Consider the following 25,100-nt stretch of genomic DNA (forward strand, 5'->3'; position numbering starts at 1 on the left):
AAACCTCCCACGTTGAAGCTGTCGGCGAGAGCGTCTCGCCGACCGATAGTGTTGAAGAGTTGGAAATTGCCGAGGCTGAGCCGAAGCTCAGGGGATCGGGTCGAACTTCAGTTCGGACAGAGGCACGACCTTGTCGGTGCGCGTCATCTTGTATTCGGTGTTCGGGCCAAGCCACTTGTCCCAGATGCGGTTGATTTCGCCATCCGCATCGAGCTTGCGCAGGATTTCGTTGATCTTCGCAGTCAGCGCCGGGTTGTCCTTGGCCATACCGATGCCGATGGGCTGGAAGAGCATCGGCTCTTCGATCATGCGCATCTGCTTGCCCTTGGTCTTGGATTCGTTGACGAACTTCGTCATCGTCATGGTGTTGCCGACGATGCCGCGCGCCTTGCCCTGCTGCACGGCGAGATAGGCGGATGCCGTATCCTGGAACGTCAGCGGCTCGGACTTGTTGAGCTTGACGGAGAGTTCCGATGTCGAGCCCTTGCTGGATGCGATCCGCTGACCGACAAAATCGGACTTCTTGGTGCCGGGGTCATCGACCGGAACGATCAGCATTTCCTTAGCCAGGTAATATGGGTCGCTGAACTGGATCTGTTCGGCTCGGCTCTGGGTATAAGCGAGGTTGGCGACCGAGAGGTCGACGCGGCCGAGCTTGACTTCGGGAACGCGCGCTTCGACCGACACCGGCTTGATCTCGGCCTTGACGCCGAGTTCCTTGGCGATAGCGCCGCACAGATCGACGTCGAAGCCTGCCATTTCGCGCGTCTTCGGGTCCGGTGAGGCGAAAGGCGGCACATCGGCGAATGTCGCGCAACGCAGCGTCTTGTTCGCCATGATCGTGTCGAGCTGGTCGGCCTTGGCCGGCAGGACAGCAGCCGAGGTTGCCAATATGGCGGTAAGAGTAATGCACTTCCAGTTCATTTCAGTTCTCCCGTTATTATATAGAGGTTGGGTCTAGTGTCTCAAATCGGCAAGAAACCGCTGGGCACGCGGATGTTGCGGATTTTTGAAAAACTCGTCCGGTTTTGCCGTTTCGAGAATGCGCCCGGCATCGATGAACCAGATGCGATCGGCCACTTCACGGGCAAAGCCCATTTCATGGGTGACGCAGAGCATGGTCATGCCTTCGGCGGCGAGGCTCTTCATGACGGCGAGCACTTCGCCAACCATTTCCGGATCGAGCGCTGAGGTCGGCTCGTCGAACAGCATGACCGGCGGCTCCATGGCGAGCGCCCGCGCGATGGCGACGCGCTGCTGCTGACCGCCGGAAAGCTGGGCGGGATAGGAACCGGCCTTGTCGGCCAAGCCGACGCGGTCGAGAAGCTGCAGCGCCTTGTCATGGGCGACGGCCGGAGCAACGCCCTTCACCCGGACCGGCGACATGGAGACATTCTCCACCACCGACAGATGCGGGAAGAGGTTGAAGCTCTGGAAGACGAAGCCCACACGGCTGCGCAGTGCGTTCAGCTCCTTTGCGCGCATCTGGGCATGGATGTTCCTGCCATCCAGCATGATCGAGCCGCTGCTGATCTCTTCCAGACGGTTGATCGTGCGGATGAGGGTGGATTTGCCGGAGCCCGACGGCCCGCAGATGACCACGACCTCGCCACGGGTGACGTTTTCGTTGACATCTTTGAGCACCTGATAATCGCCATAGCTTTTGCAGACCTGCGAAAGCGTGATGGTGTAGGCGTCCTGAGTGGCGGAAACTGGCGCGGTCATAGCTGCTCCGTAGCGATATTGGCGGGGGCCGGTGCCGTGTCTGCGGCAAGCTTGCCGCGCGGGCCGGCCCGGCGGCGGGCGATACGCCGCTCGAGAAGATTGGCGACATGGGTGAGCGACCAGCAGATGATGTAATAAACCAGCGCCAGAATAAGGAAGACCTGGAAGGGCTGGGTCAAAAGCTGGTTGTTCACCTGGTTCGCCGCAAAGGTCAGGTCCGGCACATTGATGACGTAGCCGAGCGTCGTATCCTTTATGGTGGATACGAAGGTCGAGATCAGGCTCGGGATCATGTTGTAGAGCGCCTGCGGCAGGATGACATAGCGCATCGCGCCGAAATAACCGTGGCCGAGCGCCCGTGCCGCATCCATCTGCCCCGTGCCCAGCGATACGATGCCGGCACGGACGACTTCGCTCATGAAAGCGCCCTGATAGATGACGAGCGTGGCCAGCATCGTCACGAAGCTCGGCACATCGGCGCCGGTCCAGAGCGGAACGAGAAAATAGCTCCAGAGAATGAGCATCAGCAGCGGCACGCCACGGGTGAAATAAACCACTGCGGTCACCGGCCAGCGCAGGGCCCGCCATTTCGACAGCCGCGCCAGCGCCATCAGGATGCTGACGGGAAAGGCAAGCGCAATGCTGAGCGCCGACAGGATGAGCGTGTTGGCAAGGCCGCCGAGCGGGCCGTTGGGATATTGGCCGATCAGGAGCAGCAGCCAGTAATCCTGAATGATTGCGATCATGTCGTGGATCATGCCCGCGCCCTCCGCAGAGGATCGGCACGCATGGAGATATAGGCTCCAAGACCCATGATCAGCAGCGAGAAGAACAGATAAAGCACGGTGGCGACCAGATAGACCTCAAACGTCCGGAAACTCAGATTTTCGACTTCCTTGACCGCATGGGTCAGTTCCGGTGCGCCGATCAGAACGCCGAGACTGCTGTTCTTGAACAGCGAGGTGCTGTGGTTGATGAGCGGCGGCAGCGCATTGCGAACGCCCTGCGGCATGATGACGAAGCGCATGGCCGAGACATAGCTGTGGCCAAGAGCGCGCGCCGCCTCCATCTGGCCGGGATTGATGGAGCGAACGCCCGAACGCAGATCCTCGCTGAAATAGGCCGCCTGACAGAGACCGAGGCCGATAATGGCGAAGATAGCTTCCGCATTATGGCTGGAAAGCCAGCTGGCCAGCCCGCTCGGCAGCAGCGTGAAGACGCCGAAATACCAGAGCATCAGCTGCACGAGCGTCGGCACATTGCGGTGATAGGACACATAGGCCGCCACCAGCGGATCGCCGAAGCGGAAGGGCGAGAGGCGGATGGCGAGAAGCACGATGGCGAGCGACATGGCGAGCAGCCACGAGCCGGCATAGATGATGAACGTCATCTGGATGCCATGCAAAAGCATCGAGACGTAGTCCGCATTGTTCAAAATTGCGCCGAGGTCAAAACCGCTCACGCGACTTTTCCTCCGGCTCCGCCCGCCGCGACCTTTTCAGCCGGCCGATTTTCAACCGTTTGGGGCTTGGCCGTCTGCAGCCCGCCCATGACCTGAAGCGTCGGGGTAATTTCCATGTGGCCGATATTCATGGCCACGGGTGCGGCGATGGCAAACGCAATCGCATCGGCGATATCGGATGCCTGCGGCAATTCGAAACCATCGATGAAACGTTCGCGAATGCTCGGATCATCGCCATGCACATGGTTGAAAATATCGGTCGCGACGCGGCCGGGGCAGATTTCCGTCACCCGCACGCGTTTGCCGAAAGCATCGATACGCAGCTGGTTGGACAGCATCGCCACGCCGGCCTTGCTGGCATGATAGGTGGAATTGCCGCCGAAATTATAATTGCCGGCAATGGAGGAGATGTTGATGACGTGGCCGCGATCGCGCGCCACCATGCCCGGCACCACCATGCGGCACAGATGCAGCACGGCGCGCAGGTTGACGTCGATCAGGAGATCGATATCGCTCTCATCCGCTTCGAGAAACTTCTTCGGGCGGTCAACGCCGGCATTGTTCACGAGGACATCGAACGCAACTTCGCTCGTCAGCTTTGCAAGCGCCGGCCGGTCCGTCACATCGATGGCATGGGCAAAGCAGCCCGTGCGCTTCGCCAGCTTGTTGAGAGCGTCCGCGCTTCTGGCAACCGCATGCACTTCCAGCCCTTCGCGGCAAAGGCGCTCGACGACGGCGGCGCCAATTCCGGAAGATGCGCCGGTTACGAGTGCGGTCTTGTAGTCTGAGAATGGCATGTTTGTCCCCTATCGTTGAGCAAACATTAGTGAAGCTTTCATCGCTTGCCTAAGACCGATTTTTTTTGGAGTAATAAGCAACTTGTATGGATGGCGATTGCACCACTTTAAGCGATGCGGCAATCCGGCCGGCAGGGCATATGTTCCCCGTGCCGGCCACAGGTACATTCTAGACCACCGCCGTCGGCAGGTCCTGTCCTGCGAAATGCGCATCCAGATTGGCGAGAACCAGAGCGCCCATCTGAAGCCGCGTCTCATGGGTCGCAGCGCCGATATGCGGGGCGAGAACGACATTGCGCATGCCGATCAGCGCCTCGGGAACATGCGGCTCGTTCTCAAAAACATCGAGTGCCGCACCCTTCAGCCCACCTGCCATCAGAATATCGACCAGCGCCTTTTCATCCACCAGCGATCCTCTAGCGACGTTGACGAGCACGCCGTCCGGCCCCAGCACCTCCAGCACCTCGCGGTTGATCGCGTGTCTGGTCTCCGGCGTCGCCGCCGCCGCGACGATCAGGACATTGCAGGCGCTTGCGAGCGACACTGCCGTTGAATGATAATCATAGGCCACGTCCTGTTTCCGCCGGCTGAAATAGGAAATCTCCGCATCGAAGGCTTCCAGCCGCGCCGCGATGGCGCGGCCTATGCGGCCAAGCCCGTAAATACCGTAACGCCGCCGCGAGGCCTTGTTGCCAAGCGGCATCTCGGCTTTTTTCCACTCCCCCGAGCGGACATGGTGATCCGCGCTGACGAGCTGGCGCAGCAGCATGATGGAAAGGCCAATGGCGAGATCGGCGACATCCTCGGTCAGCACGTCCGGCGTGTTCGTGACCCTGAAGCCGCGCGCGCGGGCCTGATCGAGATCAACCTTGTCGAAACCGACGCCGTTAATGGCGACGATTTCGAGAGCGGGCAGGCAGGCGGCGAGATCAGGGGCAAGGCCGATATGACCGCCGGTGACGACAGCCTTTATCGACGCCGCCTCCGCCTGCAGAAACGTCTGTTTGTCGGATATTTCGTGCCAGCGATGGACCCGGAAGCGCTTTTGCAGTTCGGCTTCTATCTGTGGCTGAAGCGGGTAGGTTTGCAGAAGATCGGGCTTCATGCGCGCTCCTTAGCCGCGACCGACGAAAGGCATGCCGCTCGCCATCACCGTCATGGTCAGCACATTCGCCTCGAGCGGCAGCGAGGCCATATGCACCACGGCTTTGGCGACGATGCTGGCATCGATGGTCGGTTCGACGGCGGTGCTGCCATCCGCCTGCAACACACCGGTTGCCATGGCGCGCGTCATTTCCGTGCTAGCATTGCCGATATCGATCTGCCCGCAGGCAATGTTGAATGCCCGGCCATCCAGCGCGGCCGACTTGGTAAGGCCGGTGATCGCGTGTTTGGTCGCGGTATAGGGCGCCGAACGCGGCCGCGGCGTGGTGGCCGAAATCGAGCCGTTATTGATGATGCGCCCGCCCTGCGGCGATTGCGCCTTCATCTGGCGAAATGCCGCCTGGGTGCAGAGAAAGGCGCCCGTGAGATTGGCCCCGACCACCGCGTTCCAGGTTTCGAACGGCACATCTTCGATATGGACAGCCGGCGCCGACATGCCGGCATTGTTGACCAGAAGGTCGAGGCGGCCAAAACGTCCGGTGACCTCCGCAAACAGCCGTTCGACATCGGCCGGAACGGAAATATCAGCCGCGACGGCAAGAATACGGTCTCCATGTTCGCGCCATTCGCCAACGGCGGCATCCAGAACCTCACGCCGCCGCCCGGTGATCGCGACGCTGTAACCCTCTTCAAGAAGCGCTTTGGCAATCGCCTTGCCGACTCCTGTTCCTCCGCCCGTAACGAGCGCGATCTTTCCATCACTCATGCTGCTTTCCCCTCCAGCTCATCTTCCACATGCGCCTGAATGATCTCGGCAAAGGACGTTTCCGCCCTGAAGCCAAGCGACAGCGCCAGTTGCGGATCGTAATCCTCGGCCCAGCCGTCGACGATCCGGATGATACGCTCGTCGGGAACACGCTTGATAAGCGCCACGGCCTTTTCCCCGGCAAAGGCGCGCAGGGCCTCGATTTCATCGGCCACCGTCGCCGAAAGTCCCGGCATGATGAGATTGCGGCGAACGCCGAGCCCGGAGAGATCGACGCTCGCGGCGCGCAGCAGGAAGGCGACGGCCGAGCGCGGGCTGGCGAACCAGTGGCGCACGGTATCGGCAACGGGCAACACCGCTTCCTGGCCCACCAGCGGTTCGCGCAGAATATTGGAGAAGAAGCCGGAGGCAGCCGCATTCGGCTTGCCGGGGCGGATACAGATGGTGGGCAGGCGGATGCTGACGCCATCGAAGAAACCGCGACGGCTATAATCCGCAAGCAACAGCTCCACGATCGCCTTCTGCGTGCCATAGCTGGTCAACGGCGCCGGCAGGAACTCGTCGCCAATTACCTTGGGGAAAGGCGACCCGAAAACCGCGAGCGACGAGCAGAAGACCACACGCGGGCGGTATCCATCCTTCTGATGCTCCAGACGAATGGCCTCGAACAGCGAACGCCCGCCATCGAGATTGATGCGATAGCCCTTCTCGAAATCGGCCTCCGCCTCTCCCGAAACCACGGCGGCGAGGTTGAAGATCACATCCGGTCGCTTGGCAATCAGCTTTTCGGCGACGCCGGCATTCGACAGATCGCTGCGCTCGACGGTCACTACGTCGCCAAAGCCCTTCGGCGCGGTCGGCTCGAAAACATCCGTCAGCGTCATTTCGGTGATATTCGCACCGCCAAGCTCTCCGTCAGAAGCGAGACGTTGCGTCAATTTGCGGCCGATCATTCCGGCGGCGCCGATTATCAGAATATGCATTGTTTCACCTTTGTTTGGCCGGCCGTGCCGGCTCGATTGATCGTCAGTCGTCATCACCCTGGAACACCACCTCGCGACGGCGCATGATCGCCGGCATCGCCATCATGATGACGACCATGCCGGACAATGCGAGCAGGGTGGCGCTGATCGGATGGGTGACGAATGTCGAGAAACTTCCCTGCGAAATCAGCAGCCCTAGGCGCATGTTCTGCTCCAGAAGCGGACCGAGAACGAAGCCCAGCACCAGCGGCGCCGGCTCGCAGCCGATCTTGCGCAGGAAGAAGCCGACAATGCCGAAGACCGCGCAGAACAGAACGTCGACGACGCTGTAGGACAGGCCATAGGCCCCGATGGCGCAGAACATCAAAATGGCGGGGCACAAGAAGCGATAGGGTATGCCGAGAAGGCGAACCCAGATGCCGATGAGCGGCAGGTTCAGCACCAGGAGCAGAAGATTGCCCACCCACATGCTGGCGATAAGCCCCCAGAAGAGATCGGGCCGCGACTGCATGACTTCAGGTCCCGGTGTAATGCCCTGTATCATCATCGCCCCGACCATCAGCGCCATCAGGCCGTTGGCGGGAATACCGAGCGTCAGAAGCGGGATGAAGGAGGTCTGCGCGCCGGCATTGTTGGCGCTTTCCGGCCCCGCCAGCCCTTCGATTGCGCCCTTGCCGAAACGGGATGGATCCTTGGCGATCTTGCGCTCCAGCGCGTAGCTCGCGAACGAACTCATAATCGCACCACCGCCGGGCAGCACGCCGAGGAAAGAGCCGAGCGCCGTGCCGCGCAGCACGGCCGGAAAGGCCTGTTTAAAATCCTGCCGGGTCGGCATCAGCGATCCGGTTTTTACCGTGTCCGCATCGCGCTCCACGCCCTGCTGCAGGTTGAAGAGGATTTCGCTGACGCCGAGAAGCCCGATGGCAAGAACGACGAAATCGATACCGTCGAACAGTTCCGCCATGCCGAAGGTGAAACGCTGCTCGCCCGATGTCGGATCGATGCCGACGAGGCTGAGTGCAATGCCGAAGGCGACCATGCCGACCGCCTTGACCGGCGATCCGCTCGACAGGAACACGGCAAACAGCAGCCCGAAGATCACCAGACTGAAATAATCGGCCGGGCCGAAGGCAAGCGCAATGGCCGAAAGCGGCTTTGCGACAACGACGATCAGAACGGTCGCTACCGTGCCGGCGAAAAACGACCCGAGCGCCGCCGTGGCCAGCGCCACACCCGCCCTGCCCTGCCGGGCCATGGCATATCCATCGATGCAGGTGACGACGGATGAGGATTCACCCGGCAGATTGACGAGGATCGCCGTGGTCGAGCCGCCATACTGCGCGCCATAAAAAATGCCTGCGAGCATGATCAGGGCCGCCGTATCCGGCATCGTATAAGTGATGGGCAGAAGCAGCGCGACGGTGGCGGAAGGGCCGATGCCCGGCAGGATGCCGATCATCGTGCCGAGCGTGACGCCAAGCAGGCAGTAGAAAAGGTTTACTGGCGTGACGGCCACACCGAACCCGAGGATGATATTAGAAAAAAGATCAGTCATGGCAGCAGCGGTATCCTCTGTCCGAGGCCGACAACAAAAATGAGGATGCAGGCAAGGATGAGCACCGCCGAAAGCAGCAGAACTTCAACCGGCCGGATCCTGCCATAAGCGATGCAGGCGAGCACGATCAGCACGAAAGCGGCGGCGATGAAGCCCAATGGCTCGATCAGCAGCGCAAAACCGACAATGCCGGCGACCGCCAGAAACGGACGCGTTTTCGGCGCCACCCAGGCTTCGGACGGTGTCTTTCCCAGCAAATCCTGCAAAAGCAGCGCGATGCCGAGTGCGAACATCAAAGCCGCGATGACCGTCGGCATATAGCCGGGTCCGGGCTGGAAATTGGTGCCCATGCTCAGCGGCCGCGCGCCATAATAAAGCCCTGCGGCGGCGGCCAGAAAGAAGGCCCCGGACAGAATATTCGCGGTCAGTTTCGAGCCGTTTTCGGCCATGATTATCTCCCCTCCTCATCGGAAATACGCCGCGCCTCCCGACACGGCGTATCCGACGTTTAATCACTGGCTTAATCGGCCCAGACACATCCCTTCGAGCGCATCATGTCGTAGCGATCCTCGATATCCATCTTGCCCTGACGGTGCAGCTCCATCATGTGGTTCTCGTGGTCGTCACGCTCCTGGCAGGCCTTGACGAGCTTTGCGATATCCTTCTCGCGAACAACGACAACGCCGTCATCATCGCCGCAGACGATATCGCCGGGGCTGATCAGTTCACCGCCGACCACGACCGGATGGTTGATGGTGCCGAGCGTGTCCTTGGAGGTGCCCTTCATGCAAAGCCCGAGCGAGAACACCGGGAAACCGATCTCGCGCAGCCCCTTGCCATCACGCACGGCGGCGCTGACCACGAAACCGACAATGCCCTTGCCGATGCAAGCGGCAGCCAGCACATCGCCAAAGCCGCCCTGATTGGGATTGTCACCGCCATCGATGACCAGCACATCGCCGGGCTTCGCCAGATTGATGGCTTCGAAAATCATCAGATTATCGCCGATGTGGCATTTCGCGGTGATCGCCGGGCCGCAGATTTTCAGGCCGGGTTTGATCGGCTTGATACGATAATCGAGAGCGCCGAGCTTGCCCTGCGCCTCATGAATGGTGGCGGGGCTGAATTTGCTGATCGCCTCGATATCGGCCTTGGAAGGGCGCTGGAAATTGCGGATGACATGGGCCATTGGCCGGGTTCCTTTCAACAGTGGGTCATGCCCGGACCAAACGCGGCCCAAGCGTCATTTTGATTAGGGGTGAGAGAAGCGGTCGGTACCGGCCGCTTATTTCGTCCAGGGCTTGCTTTTCCAGAGCTCGGCCAGATTGGCGTTGCCCTTCTTGAGCGCCTCGGCAAATTCGGCCTGGGTCAGCGGCAGCGTGGTCAGTTCGCGCTTCTTGGCGTCGGCAAGATAATCCGGGTCCTTCAGCGCCTTCTGGAAGGCATCGACCAACTTTGCCTCCACATCCGCCGGCAAGCCCTTCGGCGCGCCGAAGCCCGCCAGTAGGCTGAACTGAACATTGTAGCCGGCTTCCCTGAAGGTCGGCACATCAGGCGAAAGCGGCGAACGCTCGGCACCGGAGGTCGCCAGCACACGCAGTGCGCCCGAACGATTGTCGGCGAAGACCTCGTTGAGGTTCATGAAACCGAGCGTGACGTGGTTGCCGAGCATGGCAAGCCGTGCCGGTCCGCCGCCATTGAAGGGCACGAAATTGAGCTTCACGCCCGCCGCCTCTTCGAACAGCAGGGCTGTAATCTGGCTTGGGTGACCGATACCCGTCACGCCAACGACGACCGGGTTCGCCTTGGCCGCCTCCACGAACTCCTTGGCGGTCTTGATCGGCGATACCTTGTTGACCGTCAGCGCCAGATCGCCGCCGATCTGGTTTGCGAGCGGGGTGAAGGCGTCTTCCTTGTAGCTGGCATTGCCCTGCACGATCGGCGAATACATGGATGGGAAATTTAGCGCTCCGATGGTGTAACCGTCAGGCTTCGCATTGGCGATATAGGTCGCGCCGATCAACCCGCCGGCACCTTCGCGGTTTTCCACCACGACCGATGTGCCGAGATATTTTTCAAGATAGGGCACCAACGCCCGCGACTGGATATCGGTGCCACCGCCCGCTGGATAACCGATGACGAGCGTCACCGGCCGCTCCGGATATTCCGCCGCCGCCCCTCCCGCAGCCAGCATTCCCGCCACCGCCAGCATGCCAAACAGAGATGTCTTCAAACGCATATCTTTTCCTCCCCGATACGCTTTCATCGGGGAGGCTAGGAAGAAGCCATCAACAATACAAATACCGAGTTTTCAATTTACCCATACAGATCGTTTATGGGTTGAATGCCGGCTCGCGTCTTGCGACAGCCCGCAAAAGGTCGCGGAACAGCCTGAACGTTCGCTCATCCACCTCCCTGCCCTTTAACAGATGTATGGAGCGATAAATGACGGGCTGGGTGATATGGGCGGCCTGAAGCTGACCGGCCTCCTGCTCCTGCTGCACCGAATTCCATGACAGGATCGTCGCACCGATACCGGCGCTGACGGCGCGTTTGATCGTGTCCTGCCCGTCGATCTCCATGGTCACGTTCAGTGTTATTCCGGCGCGGGCGGCGGCCTCGTCGATCGATATGCGCAGTGGATTGTCTTTCGGCGGCAGGATCAGGTTGAGCCCTGCCGCAGCCTCAAGCGGTATCGACCGGCCGATAGGCCTTGAAGAAACGGCAAACAGGCTCTCCTTGACGATAAGATCGTCGGCCTTGTCCTCCGCACCGACCAGCGCAACGGCCATATCCACCTTGCCGAGACGAATAAGGCGCAGGGATTCGTCATTGCGCGCCTCTATCAGCCGCAGCGACACCTTGGGCATCGAAGCGGCAACCTCGCTGATGATGCTCGGCGCAAAGGCCGTGGCCCAGGAGGGAATGAGGCTCAGCCGGATCACCCTCTCATCCAGATAGGCCATGGCCCGGATTTCCGCTTCCGCCTGCCGAACCTTCTCGGTAATCTCCCGCGCATGGGAAAGCAGGACTTCACCTTTTTCCGTCGCCTTCACACCGCGCGCCAGCCGGTGCAGCACGGGAAAACCCACCAGCCGTTCCAGTTCCGTAATGTGATGGCTGAGCGCCGGCTGGGCTATCCCCAATTGCCGCGCCGCCGCCGACATGGAGCCGCAATCGGCAATCGCGACCAGATATCGCAGCCTGCGCAAATCCAACATGCCCGCTTAACCTCCCGCCGGTTAGAAATGCGATCATGACACCAAATCACCGCGGGGGCCTAGGGGAAAAGCGTCGTCCGGTGGTCCTGCCGGTCTTCAAGGGAGTAATGGGGTAAGACAAGATTCTTATGACAGCCGGCTAAGGCTTTTCTCCGCTTCTTCCCCATGACACGGTTTGGGCTGCGATGGGGAGCGGGATGAATCCTAAGACCGGAATTTTGCTCAAGCTGACGGCCATGCTGGCATTCACAGTCATGTCCGCCTGCGTGAAGGGCCTGAACGGGGCGATCCCCGTCGGCGAAGTCGTCTTCTGCCGGGGATTTTTTGCCCTCATTCCCCTCTGTCTCTGGTTCATCGCCTCCTCGGAGCGGATAACCGTGCCGGCCAAAAAGAACATCGGCAGCCTGCTCGCGGGCAGCTCGGCCGGGCTTGGCGGCATGTTCTTCGGCTTTCTGGCGCTCGCCTATCTACCGCTGGTGAATGTGACGGTGCTGAGCTACACGACACCGCTTTTCACCATCATGCTGGCGGCGCTGCTGCTTGGCGAAAAAGTGCGGATATATCGCTGGTCCGCCGTGCTGACCGGCTTCATCGGCGTCTTCATCACGCTCTCGCCGAAACTGATCTTCGATGCCGCCTCAGGCCCCGCTCAAATCGACAGCGTCGCGATGATCGGAACCGCACTGGCGCTGACCGGTGCGCTTTGCGCCGCCTTTTCCTCCATCGCTGTCCGCCATCTGAACAGTATCGAAAAGCCGTCGCGCATCGTTCTCATCTATACGCTGACGGGTGTGGTGGCCGGCCTCGCCACGCTCGGATTTGGATGGAAGATGCCGGATTTTCACCAGTTCCTGCTGCTCGCCGGCGGCGGCCTTGCCGGCGGCATCGGCCAGATCGCCATGACGCTCAGCCTGCGCCACGCCCAGGCCTCGCTGCTGGCGCCGTTCGATTACACCACCATGATATGGGCAATCGCCCTCGGTTATCTCTTCATGGCCGAAGTGCCGACGGGTGCGACCCTCATTGGCGCCTTGACTGTCATCGCCGCCGGGCTTTTTGCGATGTGGCGCGAAAACCGGCTGGCGAAACAGGCCGTCAGGGAGCCGACAGCGTCAACTGTTCCGTAACGCGCTTTTTGTGCAGCCGCCTTTCCCGCCACAGCGTGAACAAACCGGCGGCAACCACGATAGAAGCCCCCAGAATGGTCGTCAGGGCCGGAACCTGATCCATGAAGGCATAACCGATCAACAGCGCCCAGATCATCGTCGTATAGTCGAACGGCGCGAGCAGCGAGGCCTCGGCATAACGCAGGCTGAGCGTCACCAATATCTGCGCGATACCGCCAATAAGACCGGTGCCGATCAGCAGGGTCCATTGCCACGCGGTCGGCATTTTCCAGCCCATGCCGATGCTGGCAAAGCCGATGACGGTGGTGAGCAGGGTGAAATAGAAGATGATTGCGCCGGTATTTTCCGTCTGCGTCAAATGCCGGATCTGGATCATCGATATGGCGGAGAAAAAAGCAGCCGCCAGACCGAACAGACCGCCGAGCATGGCGACGCCAGAGCCGGAAGCGACATCCGAAACATCGAAGGAAAAATGCGGCGACAGGATCAGCACGATTCCGCAGAGCCCGACGACCACCGCCGTCCAGCGGTAAATCCTGACGACTTCCTTCAAAAGCAACACCGCCAGAATGACGGTGAAGAGCGGTGTCGCATAACTGATGGCCGTCGCGTCGGCCAGCGGAATATAGGCGAGCGCCAGATAGCTGAAGACCATGCCGCCGGTGCCGGAAAAACTCCGCACCAGATGGCCGCCAATATGGCTTGTGGCCACCTGCCTTCGAAAACCGCCCTGCGCCGCCATCCACAGACAGAGCGGCAGCATGGCCACCGCCGACCTGAAGAAGACTACCTGCCCGATGGGTATCTCGCCCCTGAGGCTGCTGATGCAGGCGCCCATCAGGACCAGAGCGAGTGCTGCGGAGATTTTGAGGAGAATGCCTTTGCGGGAATCCATGGTTCGTTCCTTCGGAGTCTTCGAACCGTTTCACCACGCGGCGGCGGGATATCAAACCGGAAAGCAATGTCCATAGGAACTTCGTCTGACCCCATCAATCCCGCCCCCATGGTAGCTATTGCTGATGGACAGGGTGCGGATTCCGCTCCGCTCGCCTGCCGCCGTGGGGATAAAAAAGACGTTGGAAACCAATATGGATCTGGAAAAGATCAAGAAACTGATCGAGTTCGTCGGCTCTTCGCGAGTATCCGAATTGACCGTGAGCCAGGAGGGAACCACGGTCCGGATCATCCGCGAAAACAATGCCGTTTCGCCGCAGGCACCATCATCGCAGCCCCGGCCCGTTGCGGTAGCCGAAACGGCATCCGCGACACCCCGCGCCGAAGAACATGCGCCGGCATCCGCCGCAGCCGCACCGGCGTCATCCGGCATCGTCGCAGCACCCTCATTCGGCCTTTTCCATCGCGCCCCGAGCCCGGGCGCGGCGCCTTTCGCCGAAGCCGGCGACGAGGTCAGGCAAGGACAGGAACTCTTCATCATCGAGGCGATGAAAGTGTTCAACACCGTTAGGGCCGAACGAAGCGGCAGGATCGCCAGATTTATCGCCAATGACGGCGAAGACGTCGAACTTGGACAGCCGGTGCTGGAGTTCGAATGATGGATGCGACACTCCCAAAGGTGGCTGAGACACGAGCATTCGACAGCGTGCTGATCGCCAATCGCGGCGAGATTGCCTTGCGGGTGCAGCGCGCCTGCCGTGAACTCGGCCTGAAGACCGTCATGATCTATTCGGAAGCCGATAAGGATGCCGACTATCTGAAGGCGGCCGACACCGCCATCTGCATCGGCCCGGCCTCTCCTACACAGAGCTACCTCAACGTGCCGGCCATATTGCTTGCGATGGAGCTGACCGGCGCTGGCGCGGTTCACCCCGGCTATGGTTTCCTGTCCGAAAGAGCGTCTTTTTCGGAAGCCGTGGAGGCGGCGGGGGCGGTCTTCATCGGCCCACGCGCCGACGCCATTCGCACCATGGGTGACAAGATCGCGGCGAAGCGGGCGATGATGGAGGCCGGCGTGCCCTGCGTTCCCGGACCCGATTCCGCCCTGCCGGATGACATGGCCGAAGTCTCGAGAATCGCCGCCGAAATCGGATATCCCGTCATCGTCAAGGCGGCCGGCGGCGGCGGCGGGCGCGGCATGCGTGTCGTGCACGAGGCCTCTGCTCTTCAGGATGCCGTTCTCGTCACGCGTGAGGAGGCAAGCCGGGCCTTCGGAACGCCGGAACTCTATATCGAAAAATTCCTCGAACATCCGCGCCATGTCGAAATTCAGGTTCTCTGCGATGGTCAGGGCAACGGGGTGTGGGTGGGCCTGCGCGACTGCTCCATGCAGCGCCGCCACCAGAAGGTCGTCGAAGAAGGTCCGGCCATCGGCATCCCGCCCGATGTCGCGGCTTTCGTCGGCAATCGCTGCGTCGAAGCCTGCCGCCAGATCGGTTATCGCGGGGTCGGCACCTTCGAGTTTCTTTATGAGAATGGCGAATTTTATTTCATCGAGATGAATACCCGCCTGCAGGTCGAACATCCGGTCACGGAAATGACCTCGGGCGTGGATCTGGTGCGCCAGCAGCTTCTCGTCGCTCTTGGCCATCCGCTTGAGATTTCGCAGGAGGATATCGTCTGCGAAGGCCATTCGATCGAATGCCGCATCAATGCCGAAGACCCCTATAGCTTCATTCCCTGCCCCGGCCTTATCACGGCTCTGCACCTGCCGGGCGGTCCCGGCGTCAGGGTCGATACCCATGTGAGGGCGGGTTACAGCGTTTCGGCTCATTACGATTCCCTGATCGCCAAGCTCATCGTCCATGCGCCGACCCGCGAGCAGGCAGTCCTGCGCATGCGGCGCGCACTTGACGAAATGCGCATCGAAGGCGTTTCCACCAACCTGCCGCTGCATCGGGAAATATTACAGGACCCGGCCTTTTCCGAAGGCGGTACGGATATTCATTACCTCGAACATTGGCTTGCAGCGCGGAGTGCAAAGTGAAGCGACAGCCTGTTTCCATATCCCGCTACAGCGAGCCCGGCACGATTGCCGATCTTGCCGCTCACCTCGAGCGCAACAATGTCTCCGCCATTGAAATAGAGACGCCGGATGGATCATTGAAGATCGTTGCCATGGCAGGCGCTCAGCCCCCCGCAGCGCAGCGGCCCATCGAATCGGCCAAAGCGCCGGTAAAGGCCGGGGACATTCTTGCCCGTGCACCGATGGCCGGCATCTTCACGCTCGCGCATCCGCAGCGCCCCGACCGGGCGGTTCGGGCAGGACAATCCGTAGCGAAAGGCGAGATCGTCGCATTCGTCGCAGCCGGACCGGTGCTTGTTCCGGTCATCGCCGAAAAAGCCGGCACCGTCAGCGAAATCGTGACGGAAGCCGGCGCGCTTTTCGGCTATGGCTCCGCCCTTCTCAAGACCGAAACATGATGGTGACGTCGATGAGCAACCTCCCGCTGAAAACGCCCCACGTCACCCCCGCCCATCTGGGCCTGCCGAAAATCTCGATGATCGGCAACAAGACGTTTCTGATCGAAGCGCCCGGCGAGCTGGACTTGCCCGCCCAGCGGCGCATCTGGGCGCTGACGCGCGCATTGAAGGACCGCCCCGAAGTGCTGGAACTCATACCCGGCATGACCAACCTGCTGATCGTGCTACGCAGCACGCCTGAAGATGCCGGGCGTTTGGAGGACGAGCTTCTCGACCTCTGGCAAAGGACTGCGGAGCTCGATCTTCTGGGCAAGACCATCGAAGTGCCCACGACCTATGGCGGCGAGCACGCCATCGACCTTGCAGCGATCTGCGATTATTCCGGCCTGCCGGACAAGGAAGTCGTGCGGCTGCATTTCGAGCGGACCTATACGGTTTTCGCCGTCGGCAGCGCGCCGGGCTTCGGTTATCTCGGCGGCCTCGATCCGCGCATTTTCATGCCGCGCAAGAAAGTCCCGTCGCTCCGCATGTTGAAGGGCATGGTGACGATCGGCGGCATGCAGTCCGGCATCTCGGTTCTGACCGGACCGAATGGCTGGAATTCGCTGGGCTTCACCGAAATCACCATGTTCGACGCCACCGCCGAACAGCCGGCGGTGCTGGCGCCCGGCGACCGCGTTCGTTTCCTTCCCGAAAGGATCGAACTATGATCCATATTCTTGCCTGCGGGCCGCTGAACACCGTGCAGGATCTCGGCCGTGCCGGTTACCGCAATATCGGCATCACCGCCACGGGCGCGATGGACCCCATCGCGCTCAGGGTCGGCAATATTCTTGTCGGCAACGGCGAGGATGCCGCGGCGATTGAAATCCAGACCTTTCCGTTCCGCATCGAATTCGAAGAGGCGCTGACCTTCGCCGTAACCGGTGCGGATTGCGCCGCCCGGCTCAATGGTGCTGATCTGCCGCCCTACTGGTGCGCGCGGGCAGAAAAGGGTCAGATTCTCGAATTTTCGACGCCGCTGAAGAATGCGCGCGCCTATCTCTGCCTTCAGGGCGGCATAGACGTTCCCGTGGTGATGGGATCACGAAGCACCTCACTTCGTGGCTCCTTCGGCGGCCATGAGGGACGCCACCTCACCACCGGCGACAGGCTGTCCGTTCCGCCATCCGAACCAACGGCGCTGCCGGCAAGCGGCCTCGGCATCATGCCGCTTGCCGAGGCGATGCCGGATATGTTTCCGGTATCCGAAAATGGCGAATTGCTGCTGAGAGCCATTCCCGCCGCCGAACACGATCTTTTCGGCGAAGGTGCGGAACGTTTCTGGTCCGAAGCCTGGAAAATCACCTCGCAGAGCGACCGCACCGGCTACCGGCTTGCCGGCACTCCACTTATGCTTTCGGCTCCCGTCGAGTTGCGCTCCTATGGCGTCATTCCGGGCGTGGTTCAGGTGCCGCCGGGCGGCGAGCCGATCATCCAGATGAGCGACGCCAACACGGCCGGCGGTTACCCGAAGATGGCCGGTATCATCGACAGCGATCTTTGGCGGCTCGGACAGGCGCGCATCGGCAGCCGCATCCGTTTCGTGCAGGCGACGGTGCGCGAGGCGCTGAAGGTCGAACAGGCAATCGACGCCTATTTCGCCGATATCCGCAAGACCCTGCCGCTGGTCACCGCCGCACTCGGCACGCTCACGAAACGATAATCCTGAAGAACACGGAGAGGGAACCATGAAGATCGATGTTAATTCCGATATGGGCGAAGGTTTCGGCGTCTATAAGGTCTGCGACGACGAGAAGCTTATGGAAGTCGTCTCTTCGGCGAATATCGCCTGCGGATTCCATGCCGGCGATCCGGAAATGATGGCGCGCATGGTGCGTCTCGCCAAACAGAACGGCGTCGGTGTCGGCGCCCATCCAGGCCTCGCCGACCGTCTCGGCTTCGGCCGCCGCGAAATTCCCGTCGATGCAGAAGAAATGGAACAGCAGGTTCTCTACCAGCTGGGCGCGCTTTCGGCGATTGCCAGCGCACAGGAGGTCGCGCTCTCCCATATCAGCTTCCATGCCGCCATGGGCAACATGATCAACCGCGATGCGGCGCTTGCCGAACGGATCATGAAAAAGATCAAGGCAGTCGATCCCAATCTCATCGTCTTTTCAATGCCGGACATGCTGATTGAAAAGGCGGCGCTGGATTGCGGGCTGAAGGTGCTCAACCTCTTTCTCGCCGACCGGGCTTATGATGTGAAGGGCCAGCTCGTGCCACGCAAGCTGCCGAATTCCGTCATCAAGGAAGAGGGAAAAGTTCGTGCGCGCGTGCGCCAGTTTCTGGAAAAAGGCACGGTCACGACCATCGAGGGCGAGACCATTCCCGTTCGTGCCAGATCGATCCTTGTCCACAGCGATACGCCCGGCTCGCTGGAGCTTGCGCGCACGGTGCGCAGCGAAGTGGAAGCCTGCGGCGGCAGCGTCGTGCCGGCTCGCGAAGTGGTTGCCTGAAGCGGCATACGCCTCATATCCAGCACAAAAAGCACGGCACCGCATTCCATGTCAGGAGCGCGGTGCCGTAATTTCGTCGGCTATGGAATACGGCCCGGATTTCGATCCACCGCCAGCCGGGTGGCGTGAGGTGCCCGGCCGCGAAATCATCAATTCAGCTGGATCACGTGATTGCTGTCGCTCGTCCAGCTCAGTCTCACCCGGTCGCCAGCGGCGCTGACGGCATTGGTGAAACCTTCGGTCTGGGTCTGCCGGTAGGCGATCATCGGCTCGCCATTGTCCAGACGCAGGTAATAATGCAGCATGAAACCGCGATAGACGACCTGCTCCACCCGCGCCGTGGTGGAATTGCTGGCGTTTTCACCTGCGTCCACCGCAAGCGGTGACACCGAAATCGCTTCGGGGCGAACGGTGACGACGACCTTGTCGCCCTGAACCGCCCCCATATCCTTGACATCGAGCCGCACGCCGGAACCGGTGACCAGCCTTGCGGAACGACCATTGCGCTCCGCCACGCTCGCCTCGAAGAAGTTCGAGGCGCCGATGAAACCCGCGACGAAGCGGGTCAGCGGCTTCTGGTAGATTTCGCCGGCCGGTGCGATCTGCTCGAGATTGCCATCCCGCATCACGGCGATCTGGTCCGCCATGGTCAGTGCCTCGTCCTGATCGTGGGTCACCATGATCGTGGTGAGGCCAAGCCGCTGCTGCAGGCTGCGGATTTCGACCTGCATGCTTTCCCTCAGGCCCTTGTCGAGCGCGCCGAGCGGCTCGTCCAGGAGGAGCATCGAAGGCTCGATCACCAGCGCGCGCGCCAGCGCCACACGCTGCTGCTGGCCGCCGGAAAGCTGCACCGGCAGTCGGTCGCCGAAGGCGTGCAGCTGAACGAGATCGAGCGCCTGCTTCACGCGCCCCTCCCGGTCAGCCTTCGAGATGCCCCGCATCTCCAGACCGAAGGCGACGTTTTCGGCAACGGTCATATGGGGAAACAGGGCGTAGTTCTGGAAAAGCATGCCAACATTGCGGCGGTGAACCGGGGTGCGCGTGGTCGGCTTACCGCCGACCACGATTTCACCCGAGGTGGGATCGACAAGCCCAGCAATCATGCGCAGGCAGGTCGTTTTCCCGCAGCCGCTCGGGCCGAGAAGCGCCAGGATTTCCCCTGCCTTGACGGTAAGCGAAACATCATCGACGGCAACGACCTGACCGCTGTAATGTTTGGTCAGTCTCTCCAGGCGGACTTCTACGGATTTCATCAGCGTTCCTCAGCCGTTAAAGGTCTGGTTGTATTTTTCGAGCCATTGGGCGCGGCGCGGAATGATGTATTTCCAGTCCGGCGTGAAGAGGTTGAGCGATTCCATCTTCGTTTCCGGGTAGGCAAGGAACTTCGCCGTATCTGCGCCGAACTCGATGCCCTTGACGGAGGGGGCGCTCAGTGTCGCTTCCGAAAGCATCTTCTGCACACCGGGATCGAGGATGCGGTTGATATAGGCAAGCGCAAGATCACGGTGCGGTCCGCCCTTTACCAGGGCGATGGAATTGATGCCGGTGAATGCGCCTTCCTTCGGGAAGGTCATGTCCAGCGGCACGCCCTTCTTGGTGTGCGGATAAACCGCCTTGGAATATTCGATGCCGCCGAAATCCGCCTGGCCCTGCGCCACCATCATCGTCTGTGCTTCCGCATCGTATATCGAGAGCACGTTCGGCTTCAGCTCGGCGAGTTTCGCCCAGCCGGCATCGGTATCATATTGCGCTTCCTTCAGCGGCTTGCCGGTCGCAAGGGCGGCCGCCACCATCAGCATCAGAACGCTCTGGGTGTTCTTCGGTGTGTTGAGAAGCATGCGGCGGGCATATTTCTTGTCGAACATCTGTTCGTAGCTTTCAAACGGCTTGCCCGTCGTCGGATTATAGAACAGGCCGGCAATCGAGATTGCAAAACCGACGCCGAAATTGTCTTCGAAAAGATAGCGAGAATAGACGTTCTTGAGGTTGGGGATTTCGTCCGCCGGCAATTGCTCGATCAGGCCTTCCTCCTTGGCCTGCGGCACGCCGACATCGTCCATCGACATCACGCTATATTGCGGATTTTCGCGGGTGGCGCGCAGCGTGGCGATATTGGCGAGCGTCGCGCCTTCGGTCGTCAGGACCCGGCACTTATATTCCTTTTCGAAAGCCGGGATCACTTCCTTCTTGATCAGCCCGCCCTGCGCCGAATTATAGACGCCCACATACATGGTGCGGTCCTGTGCGGAAGCCGCGGTGTAGAAATAGGGTGTGGCGAGCGCGCCTGCGGTGACTGTCAGGAAACTGCGCCGTTTCATGATGATGGTCTTGTCTGTCATTTCCGGTACCCCTCTTGTTGTTGATTTACATAGCCATTGCCCGGCGCAGACCCACCAGCCTGTCGAGGACGAGCACGACGGTCACCGCCAGAAGAATGATGATGGTGGACATGGTCGCGACCGAAGGATCAAAGACCGTGCCGATCTGGCGATAGAGAACGATGGGCACGGGCAGGTTCGCGGAATCCGCCAGCCACATCGAAACGGGATAATTGTCGAAAGAAACCATGAAGCAGAAGATCGAGCCGGAGGCGACGCCGGGCGCGATCTGCGGAAAGATCACCCGCGTGAAGGTTTTCCAGCGCGTGGCGCCAAGCGTGCGCGCCGCTTCCTCAAGGCTGACATTGACGAGCTGAAGGCTGGTCAGCACCGTGCGGATCACATAGGGCGACGTCACGACGGTGTGGGCGATGAGAAGCTTCAGCTTGGTATCCATCCAGCCATAGCCGGAGAAAAGCTGCAGCAATGCCAGGCCGGTCACCAGCACGGGAAAGATCAGCGGCGAAAGCAGCAGTCCCTTCATCAACGAGCGGCCGATGAATTTTCCGCGGGAGAGTGCGAAGGCTGCCGGAACGCCGAGCGCCAGTGAAAGGATGGTGGTCGCCACCGCCAGCGCCGCACTGAAGGTGAGGCCAGCGGTAAATTCCTCATTCTGCATTACCGCCGCATACCAACGGAAGGTGAAACCCTGTGGCGGGAAGGTGACGAAATAACTGTCGGAAAACGAGATGGCGACGACGAGAACGATGGGGGCCAGGATGAAGACCATCATGGCGGCGGTGATCGCGTAAAGGACGATGGCGGAAGTGCCGGTCAGCTTGTTGTTCATGACGCGCTTGCCTTGATACGACGCCCGCCGAGCAGCCGCATCGAGACGGCGTTGATCAGAATGACGATGAAAACGAGGATGGTGGCGATGGTGGCGCCGAACGGCCAGTCATAGACCGCGAGAACCTGCTGTTCGACCATGTTGCCAAGCATCTGCGAGCCGGGACCGCCGATCAGAGCGGGAATGACGTAGGATGCGGAAGCGAGCGAAAACACCAACGTGAAACCCGCTAGCAGACCGGGAAGGCTGAGCGGGAAGGTGATCCGCAGGAAAACTTTCCATGCCGGCGCGCCGAGCGTGCGGGCGGCCTGCTGCAGGTTCGGATCGATCTTGCCAAGCGCGGAGGACAGCGGCAGCACCATCATCGGGAAGAAAATGTGCAGGGAGCCGATAATGACGGCGGCATCCGAAAACAGCAGCGTCATCGGACTGTCTATGATGCCAAGATTCATCAATACGTAGTTCAGAAGGCCGGTCGGACCGTTGCCGAGAATGAGCTGCCAGCCGTAGGCGCGCACCACGACGCTGACGGCCAGCGGCGCAATCACGATTAGTGTGATGATACGGGTCGTGACGATATTGCCGCGCACGAGAACGGTCGCGACCGGATAGGCCAGTATCGCCGCAAGAATTGAGGTGATCAGGCTGATGCGGATCGTCGCCCAGAGCACTTTCTGGTAAAGATCGACCTCAAAAAACCTGACATAATGGGCAAGCGTGAAGGGGGAGCCGATCAGCCCCTGCGAATTCTGGGTCATGACGCTGAAACTCATCAGCCGAACCGCCGGCCAGAAGAAAAAGATCAGCAGAAAGATCAGCAGCGGCAGGATGAGGATGCCGGGCGAAAACAGCCGACGCTCGAGGGCCTTCCAGCCGGAAACTCCGCGGCGTGGCGGGGCATGTGGTTCCATGATCGCAATATCCGACATCTATACTCCCGTCGCGTTGAATACGGCACGAGGCATCGCTTTGAGCCGAACGAGATCGTCCAGACCCTATGACTAGAATTTGCTGGGTGTGCTCCCTGTCGAGGCATACGGTCTTTTGCCGGCGCCTGTCGCATATTTCTGCATTTTCGCGCCGGTTACCTCTCTGGGTAACATTGCCCGACGCGTCGTTCCCTTGTTGTTAAGCCGAGCTTAGGGGCTAAGCCGACGGGCTGCATAATATTTTATTCCTCTGAGGTCATCGCATACGCATATGGACTGCCCACCCCGTTTTGGCGGGCTATGCATCAAAATCCCGTATGACGTCACATCGAAGTCGTATTGGGGAAATAGCGGAAAATTCCCGTAACCTCTTTGTCATGCACTGGCGTCGCGACGATGCCTGCCTTCACCGTTACAATCGGAAATAATTCATGCCCACTATCGCCCAACGCCTTAACAACGTCACCGTGTCAGCTTCGCTCGCCATGACCCAGAAAGCGCGCGATCTCGCCGCTCAGGGCATCAAGGTCATCAGCCTGTCGTCCGGCGAGCCGGATTTCCCGACGCCTGCCCACGCGGTCGAGGCGGCGCATGCGGCGGCCCTTGCCGGCGACACGAAATATCCGCCAGCCGACGGAACCCCGGCGCTACGGGCCGCGATCCAGCGAAAGTTCAAGCGCGACAATAATCTCGACTACGATCCGAGCCAGATTCTGGTGGCGGGCGGCGGCAAGCAGATCATCTTCAACGCCATCATGGCTACCTGCGACCCGGGCGATGAAGTCGTCATTCCCGCGCCGTCGTGGATCAGCTATGCCGATATCGTGAAGTTCGCGGGCGGCGTGCCCGTGCCGGTGGTTTGCCCGGAGAATAACGGTTTCCGCCTGCGCGCCGAAGATCTCGAAGCCGCGATTACCCCGAAGACCAAGTGGCTGCTTTTCAACTTCCCCAACAACCCGACGGGCGCCGCCTGCTCCCGCGCGGAAATGAAGGAAATCGCCGAGGTCATGCTGCGGCATCCACATGTCTGGATCATGACCGACGATATGTATGAGCACCTGATCTATGACGACTTCGAATTCTGCACCATCGCCGAAGTCGAACCCCGCCTCTATGACCGGGTCCTGACCGTCAACGGCGCATCGAAAGCCTATGCCATGACCGGCTGGCGTCTCGGTTTCTGCGGCGGCCCGAAGGATCTCATCAAGGCCATCAGCAACGTCAATACCCAGAACAGCGGCGGTGTCGCGACCATCGTGCAGGCTGCCGCCGTCGCGGTTCTCGACGGCCCGCAGGATCTGCTGAAGGAGCGCGCCGACATCTACAAGACGCGCCGCGACTTCGTGCTCGGCAAGCTTTCGGAAATCGAGGGGCTTCGCTGCCACAAGCCGGAAGGCGCCTTCTATATCTTCCCGAATATTGCCGCGCTGATCGGCAAGACGACGAAGGGCGGCACGAAGATCGAGAACGATACCGATTTCGTCATGGCGCTTCTCGCCGAACATCACGTTGCGACAGTGCAGGGCGCGGCCTATGGCCTCAGCCCCTTCTTCCGGCTTTCCTATGCCACCAGCATGGAAAACCTTGCCGAAGGCTGCGCCCGCATCGCCGAATTCTGCAATGGAATGAAATAGGGAGAACAGCATGTTGGGAGGAAGTGGCCGTGTCATCATGGTTTCCGGCGCATCGCGGGGTCTCGGCCTTGCGATCGCCAAAAGGCTTCACGAAGCGGGTTTCACGGTGGCGGCGGGAGCGCGAAATCCGGCCGCCATTGCGGTGAAGGACCGGCTTTCGGCCGATCGCTACGATGCGGAAGAGGCTGGTTCGGCGGAGGCCTGGGTTGAGGCCGTTGCCGCCAGATATGGCCGGATCGACGGGCTGGTGAATTGCGCCGGCATCAACCCCAAAGTCCGAGTCATGGATGCGGGCGAAGAAAGCCTCGACCAGATGTGGCGTATCAACGTCAAGGGTCCGCTGAGGGTAACCCGCGCCGCCATTCCCCATCTCGTAAAAACCGGACAGGGCAGGGTTATCAATGTCGCTTCGCTGGCGGGACGCCGCGTGGGGTCAAATGTGGGTTATGCCATGACGAAATTCGCCGTTGTCGCCCTCACCCACGGCATCCGGCAGGAATTGTGGGACAGCGGCGTGCGCGCCACCGCGCTTTGCCCTGGCTATATCGCAACCGATATGACGGTCGGCGAAACGGAAGTCAGCCGCGAGGATATGACCCAGCCGGACGATCTTGCCGAAATGGTCGAAACCCTGCTTCGCCTGCCGAACAACCTTTCGGTGGCAGAATTGCTGGTGAACTGCCGCAAGGAAGCAATGCTTTGATCTTTTCCATGCGCGGCACCGGGAAACGGTGCTGCGCGTGGCTTTAGAAC

At 60.6% G+C, this 25,100-nt stretch carries 27 protein-coding genes; 9 read left to right on the top strand and 18 right to left on the bottom strand.

The genetic code is table 11. From position 1 onward, the window contains the following. Positions 1 to 87: 87 nt before the first annotated feature. From ACQZ40_RS18635 to ACQZ40_RS18695, 13 genes are all read right to left on the bottom strand, one after another. Positions 88 to 924 (bottom strand): ABC transporter substrate-binding protein, encoded by an 837-nt coding sequence (locus ACQZ40_RS18635; protein ID WP_065656613.1) that lies wholly within the window; start codon positions 922 to 924, stop codon positions 88 to 90. A 33-nt stretch (positions 925 to 957) separates the two neighbouring features. After that, positions 958 to 1,725, bottom strand: coding sequence for an amino acid ABC transporter ATP-binding protein (locus tag ACQZ40_RS18640; RefSeq protein WP_125145036.1), 768 nt, complete (start codon positions 1,723 to 1,725; stop codon positions 958 to 960). Continuing rightward, positions 1,722 to 2,483, bottom strand: a complete 762-nt coding sequence (locus ACQZ40_RS18645) for an amino acid ABC transporter permease (RefSeq protein ID WP_065656615.1) — start codon at positions 2,481 to 2,483, stop codon at positions 1,722 to 1,724. Before ACQZ40_RS18645 ends, ACQZ40_RS18640 begins: the two co-directional genes overlap by 4 nt. Beyond that, on the bottom strand, positions 2,480 to 3,187 hold the full coding sequence (locus tag ACQZ40_RS18650; protein ID WP_003519671.1) for an amino acid ABC transporter permease: 708 nt from the start codon (positions 3,185 to 3,187) through the stop codon (positions 2,480 to 2,482). The genes ACQZ40_RS18645 and ACQZ40_RS18650 overlap by 4 nt, the downstream gene beginning before the upstream one ends. Beyond that, positions 3,184 to 3,984 (bottom strand): SDR family oxidoreductase, encoded by an 801-nt coding sequence (locus tag ACQZ40_RS18655; protein ID WP_059757916.1) that lies wholly within the window; start codon positions 3,982 to 3,984, stop codon positions 3,184 to 3,186. Before ACQZ40_RS18655 ends, ACQZ40_RS18650 begins: the two co-directional genes overlap by 4 nt. A gap of 169 nt (positions 3,985 to 4,153) precedes the next feature. Beyond that, positions 4,154 to 5,089: a 2-hydroxyacid dehydrogenase gene (locus ACQZ40_RS18660; protein ID WP_065656617.1), complete on the bottom strand. Its 936-nt coding sequence runs from the start codon at positions 5,087 to 5,089 to the stop codon at positions 4,154 to 4,156. Positions 5,090 to 5,098: 9 nt separating this feature from the next. Beyond that, complete coding sequence (locus ACQZ40_RS18665) at positions 5,099 to 5,854, bottom strand: SDR family oxidoreductase (protein WP_065656618.1); 756 nt, start codon at positions 5,852 to 5,854, stop codon at positions 5,099 to 5,101. Next, a complete protein-coding gene (gene denD, locus ACQZ40_RS18670; RefSeq protein ID WP_142845551.1) occupies positions 5,851 to 6,837 on the bottom strand; it encodes a D-erythronate dehydrogenase in 987 nt (328 codons plus the stop codon). Before denD ends, ACQZ40_RS18665 begins: the two co-directional genes overlap by 4 nt. Positions 6,838 to 6,880: 43 nt before the next feature. Further along, positions 6,881 to 8,392 (bottom strand): tripartite tricarboxylate transporter permease, encoded by a 1,512-nt coding sequence (locus tag ACQZ40_RS18675; protein ID WP_220317622.1) that lies wholly within the window; start codon positions 8,390 to 8,392, stop codon positions 6,881 to 6,883. Then, positions 8,389 to 8,841: a tripartite tricarboxylate transporter TctB family protein gene (locus ACQZ40_RS18680; RefSeq protein ID WP_448748432.1), complete on the bottom strand. Its 453-nt coding sequence runs from the start codon at positions 8,839 to 8,841 to the stop codon at positions 8,389 to 8,391. Before ACQZ40_RS18680 ends, ACQZ40_RS18675 begins: the two co-directional genes overlap by 4 nt. A 71-nt stretch (positions 8,842 to 8,912) precedes the next feature. Beyond that, positions 8,913 to 9,581 carry a 4-carboxy-4-hydroxy-2-oxoadipate aldolase/oxaloacetate decarboxylase gene (locus ACQZ40_RS18685; protein ID WP_448748433.1) on the bottom strand — a complete coding sequence of 223 codons (669 nt, stop codon included), beginning with the start codon at positions 9,579 to 9,581 and terminating at the stop codon, positions 8,913 to 8,915. A gap of 96 nt (positions 9,582 to 9,677) precedes the next feature. Beyond that, positions 9,678 to 10,631 carry a tripartite tricarboxylate transporter substrate binding protein gene (locus ACQZ40_RS18690; RefSeq protein WP_220317623.1) on the bottom strand — a complete coding sequence of 318 codons (954 nt, stop codon included), beginning with the start codon at positions 10,629 to 10,631 and terminating at the stop codon, positions 9,678 to 9,680. Positions 10,632 to 10,725: 94 nt separating this feature from the next. Beyond that, positions 10,726 to 11,613 (bottom strand): LysR family transcriptional regulator, encoded by an 888-nt coding sequence (locus ACQZ40_RS18695; RefSeq protein ID WP_065656623.1) that lies wholly within the window; start codon positions 11,611 to 11,613, stop codon positions 10,726 to 10,728. A 197-nt stretch (positions 11,614 to 11,810) separates the two neighbouring features. Between ACQZ40_RS18695 and ACQZ40_RS18700 the strand changes: the two genes are divergently transcribed. Beyond that, the gene (locus ACQZ40_RS18700; RefSeq protein WP_448748434.1) at positions 11,811 to 12,740 is read left to right on the top strand and encodes a DMT family transporter; all 930 of its coding nucleotides are present in this window, start codon (positions 11,811 to 11,813) and stop codon (positions 12,738 to 12,740) included. Here ACQZ40_RS18700 and ACQZ40_RS18705 read toward each other — a convergent pair. Continuing rightward, a complete protein-coding gene (locus tag ACQZ40_RS18705) occupies positions 12,709 to 13,635 on the bottom strand; it encodes a DMT family transporter (protein WP_433822321.1) in 927 nt (308 codons plus the stop codon). The two genes, ACQZ40_RS18700 and ACQZ40_RS18705, sit on opposite strands and share 32 nt — an antisense overlap. A gap of 193 nt (positions 13,636 to 13,828) precedes the next feature. Here ACQZ40_RS18705 and accB point away from each other — a divergent pair, with 193 nt between their 5' ends. Genes accB through ACQZ40_RS18735 form a run of 6 tightly spaced genes read left to right on the top strand, consistent with a single transcriptional unit; the run spans position 13,829 to position 18,616 of the window. Continuing rightward, complete coding sequence (accB, locus tag ACQZ40_RS18710) at positions 13,829 to 14,293, top strand: acetyl-CoA carboxylase biotin carboxyl carrier protein (protein ID WP_065656626.1); 465 nt, start codon at positions 13,829 to 13,831, stop codon at positions 14,291 to 14,293. Then, positions 14,290 to 15,681 (top strand): acetyl-CoA carboxylase biotin carboxylase subunit, encoded by a 1,392-nt coding sequence (gene accC / locus ACQZ40_RS18715; RefSeq protein ID WP_448748435.1) that lies wholly within the window; start codon positions 14,290 to 14,292, stop codon positions 15,679 to 15,681. The genes accB and accC overlap by 4 nt, the downstream gene beginning before the upstream one ends. Further along, on the top strand, positions 15,678 to 16,118 hold the full coding sequence (locus tag ACQZ40_RS18720; RefSeq protein ID WP_448748436.1) for an acetyl-CoA carboxylase biotin carboxyl carrier protein: 441 nt from the start codon (positions 15,678 to 15,680) through the stop codon (positions 16,116 to 16,118). The genes accC and ACQZ40_RS18720 overlap by 4 nt, the downstream gene beginning before the upstream one ends. Then, positions 16,115 to 16,828, top strand: coding sequence for a 5-oxoprolinase subunit PxpB (gene pxpB, locus ACQZ40_RS18725; RefSeq protein ID WP_448748437.1), 714 nt, complete (start codon positions 16,115 to 16,117; stop codon positions 16,826 to 16,828). The genes ACQZ40_RS18720 and pxpB overlap by 4 nt, the downstream gene beginning before the upstream one ends. Beyond that, positions 16,825 to 17,823: a 5-oxoprolinase subunit C family protein gene (locus ACQZ40_RS18730; protein ID WP_448748438.1), complete on the top strand. Its 999-nt coding sequence runs from the start codon at positions 16,825 to 16,827 to the stop codon at positions 17,821 to 17,823. The genes pxpB and ACQZ40_RS18730 overlap by 4 nt, the downstream gene beginning before the upstream one ends. Before the next feature lie 25 nt (positions 17,824 to 17,848). Further along, positions 17,849 to 18,616 (top strand): 5-oxoprolinase subunit PxpA, encoded by a 768-nt coding sequence (locus tag ACQZ40_RS18735; RefSeq protein WP_448748439.1) that lies wholly within the window; start codon positions 17,849 to 17,851, stop codon positions 18,614 to 18,616. Positions 18,617 to 18,765: 149 nt separating this feature from the next. On the opposite strand, the gene ACQZ40_RS18740 is transcribed toward ACQZ40_RS18735, so the two are convergent. The 4 genes from ACQZ40_RS18740 to ACQZ40_RS18755 are packed head-to-tail and all read right to left on the bottom strand — an operon-like array spanning position 18,766 to position 22,695. Next, positions 18,766 to 19,869 carry an ABC transporter ATP-binding protein gene (locus ACQZ40_RS18740; RefSeq protein ID WP_271045156.1) on the bottom strand — a complete coding sequence of 368 codons (1,104 nt, stop codon included), beginning with the start codon at positions 19,867 to 19,869 and terminating at the stop codon, positions 18,766 to 18,768. Positions 19,870 to 19,878: 9 nt separating this feature from the next. After that, positions 19,879 to 20,955, bottom strand: a complete 1,077-nt coding sequence (locus tag ACQZ40_RS18745) for an ABC transporter substrate-binding protein (protein WP_065656633.1) — start codon at positions 20,953 to 20,955, stop codon at positions 19,879 to 19,881. Positions 20,956 to 20,980: 25 nt separating this feature from the next. Continuing rightward, entirely contained in the window at positions 20,981 to 21,784 is an 804-nt protein-coding gene (locus ACQZ40_RS18750) for an ABC transporter permease (protein WP_003519698.1), read from the bottom strand. Then, on the bottom strand, positions 21,781 to 22,695 hold the full coding sequence (locus ACQZ40_RS18755; RefSeq protein WP_271045154.1) for an ABC transporter permease: 915 nt from the start codon (positions 22,693 to 22,695) through the stop codon (positions 21,781 to 21,783). Before ACQZ40_RS18755 ends, ACQZ40_RS18750 begins: the two co-directional genes overlap by 4 nt. A 449-nt stretch (positions 22,696 to 23,144) precedes the next feature. Between ACQZ40_RS18755 and ACQZ40_RS18760 the strand changes: the two genes are divergently transcribed. Both ACQZ40_RS18760 and ACQZ40_RS18765 read left to right on the top strand, forming a co-directional pair. Further along, positions 23,145 to 24,347, top strand: a complete 1,203-nt coding sequence (locus ACQZ40_RS18760; RefSeq protein WP_078052162.1) for a pyridoxal phosphate-dependent aminotransferase — start codon at positions 23,145 to 23,147, stop codon at positions 24,345 to 24,347. Positions 24,348 to 24,357: 10 nt separating this feature from the next. Beyond that, the gene (locus ACQZ40_RS18765) at positions 24,358 to 25,050 is read left to right on the top strand and encodes an SDR family NAD(P)-dependent oxidoreductase (protein ID WP_448748440.1); all 693 of its coding nucleotides are present in this window, start codon (positions 24,358 to 24,360) and stop codon (positions 25,048 to 25,050) included. Positions 25,051 to 25,100 lie beyond the last annotated feature (50 nt).

This window comes from Agrobacterium sp. 16-172Ci (assembly GCF_053522725.1).

What these genes read in the sequence shown, in the direction of transcription:
- ACQZ40_RS18730 (WP_448748438.1), top strand. Translation starts at nt 16,825, where the DNA reads ATGATCCATATTCTTGCCTGCGGGCCGCTGAACACCGTGCAGGATCTC.
- ACQZ40_RS18765 (WP_448748440.1), top strand. Translation starts at nt 24,358, where the DNA reads ATGTTGGGAGGAAGTGGCCGTGTCATCATGGTTTCCGGCGCATCGCGG.
- ACQZ40_RS18635 (WP_065656613.1), bottom strand. Translation starts at nt 924, where the DNA reads ATGAACTGGAAGTGCATTACTCTTACCGCCATATTGGCAACCTCGGCT.
- ACQZ40_RS18660 (WP_065656617.1), bottom strand. Translation starts at nt 5,089, where the DNA reads ATGAAGCCCGATCTTCTGCAAACCTACCCGCTTCAGCCACAGATAGAA.
- ACQZ40_RS18685 (WP_448748433.1), bottom strand. Translation starts at nt 9,581, where the DNA reads ATGGCCCATGTCATCCGCAATTTCCAGCGCCCTTCCAAGGCCGATATC.
- ACQZ40_RS18705 (WP_433822321.1), bottom strand. Translation starts at nt 13,635, where the DNA reads ATGGATTCCCGCAAAGGCATTCTCCTCAAAATCTCCGCAGCACTCGCT.
- ACQZ40_RS18690 (WP_220317623.1), bottom strand. Translation starts at nt 10,631, where the DNA reads ATGCGTTTGAAGACATCTCTGTTTGGCATGCTGGCGGTGGCGGGAATG.
- ACQZ40_RS18760 (WP_078052162.1), top strand. Translation starts at nt 23,145, where the DNA reads ATGCCCACTATCGCCCAACGCCTTAACAACGTCACCGTGTCAGCTTCG.
- ACQZ40_RS18750 (WP_003519698.1), bottom strand. Translation starts at nt 21,784, where the DNA reads ATGAACAACAAGCTGACCGGCACTTCCGCCATCGTCCTTTACGCGATC.
- ACQZ40_RS18740 (WP_271045156.1), bottom strand. Translation starts at nt 19,869, where the DNA reads ATGAAATCCGTAGAAGTCCGCCTGGAGAGACTGACCAAACATTACAGC.
- ACQZ40_RS18680 (WP_448748432.1), bottom strand. Translation starts at nt 8,841, where the DNA reads ATGGCCGAAAACGGCTCGAAACTGACCGCGAATATTCTGTCCGGGGCC.
- ACQZ40_RS18755 (WP_271045154.1), bottom strand. Translation starts at nt 22,695, where the DNA reads ATGGAACCACATGCCCCGCCACGCCGCGGAGTTTCCGGCTGGAAGGCC.
- ACQZ40_RS18655 (WP_059757916.1), bottom strand. Translation starts at nt 3,984, where the DNA reads ATGCCATTCTCAGACTACAAGACCGCACTCGTAACCGGCGCATCTTCC.
- pxpB (WP_448748437.1), top strand. Translation starts at nt 16,115, where the DNA reads ATGATGGTGACGTCGATGAGCAACCTCCCGCTGAAAACGCCCCACGTC.
- ACQZ40_RS18645 (WP_065656615.1), bottom strand. Translation starts at nt 2,483, where the DNA reads ATGATCCACGACATGATCGCAATCATTCAGGATTACTGGCTGCTGCTC.
- ACQZ40_RS18700 (WP_448748434.1), top strand. Translation starts at nt 11,811, where the DNA reads ATGAATCCTAAGACCGGAATTTTGCTCAAGCTGACGGCCATGCTGGCA.
- ACQZ40_RS18675 (WP_220317622.1), bottom strand. Translation starts at nt 8,392, where the DNA reads ATGACTGATCTTTTTTCTAATATCATCCTCGGGTTCGGTGTGGCCGTC.
- accB (WP_065656626.1), top strand. Translation starts at nt 13,829, where the DNA reads ATGGATCTGGAAAAGATCAAGAAACTGATCGAGTTCGTCGGCTCTTCG.
- ACQZ40_RS18745 (WP_065656633.1), bottom strand. Translation starts at nt 20,955, where the DNA reads ATGACAGACAAGACCATCATCATGAAACGGCGCAGTTTCCTGACAGTC.
- ACQZ40_RS18665 (WP_065656618.1), bottom strand. Translation starts at nt 5,854, where the DNA reads ATGAGTGATGGAAAGATCGCGCTCGTTACGGGCGGAGGAACAGGAGTC.
- ACQZ40_RS18735 (WP_448748439.1), top strand. Translation starts at nt 17,849, where the DNA reads ATGAAGATCGATGTTAATTCCGATATGGGCGAAGGTTTCGGCGTCTAT.
- accC (WP_448748435.1), top strand. Translation starts at nt 14,290, where the DNA reads ATGATGGATGCGACACTCCCAAAGGTGGCTGAGACACGAGCATTCGAC.
- denD (WP_142845551.1), bottom strand. Translation starts at nt 6,837, where the DNA reads ATGCATATTCTGATAATCGGCGCCGCCGGAATGATCGGCCGCAAATTG.
- ACQZ40_RS18640 (WP_125145036.1), bottom strand. Translation starts at nt 1,725, where the DNA reads ATGACCGCGCCAGTTTCCGCCACTCAGGACGCCTACACCATCACGCTT.
- ACQZ40_RS18695 (WP_065656623.1), bottom strand. Translation starts at nt 11,613, where the DNA reads ATGTTGGATTTGCGCAGGCTGCGATATCTGGTCGCGATTGCCGATTGC.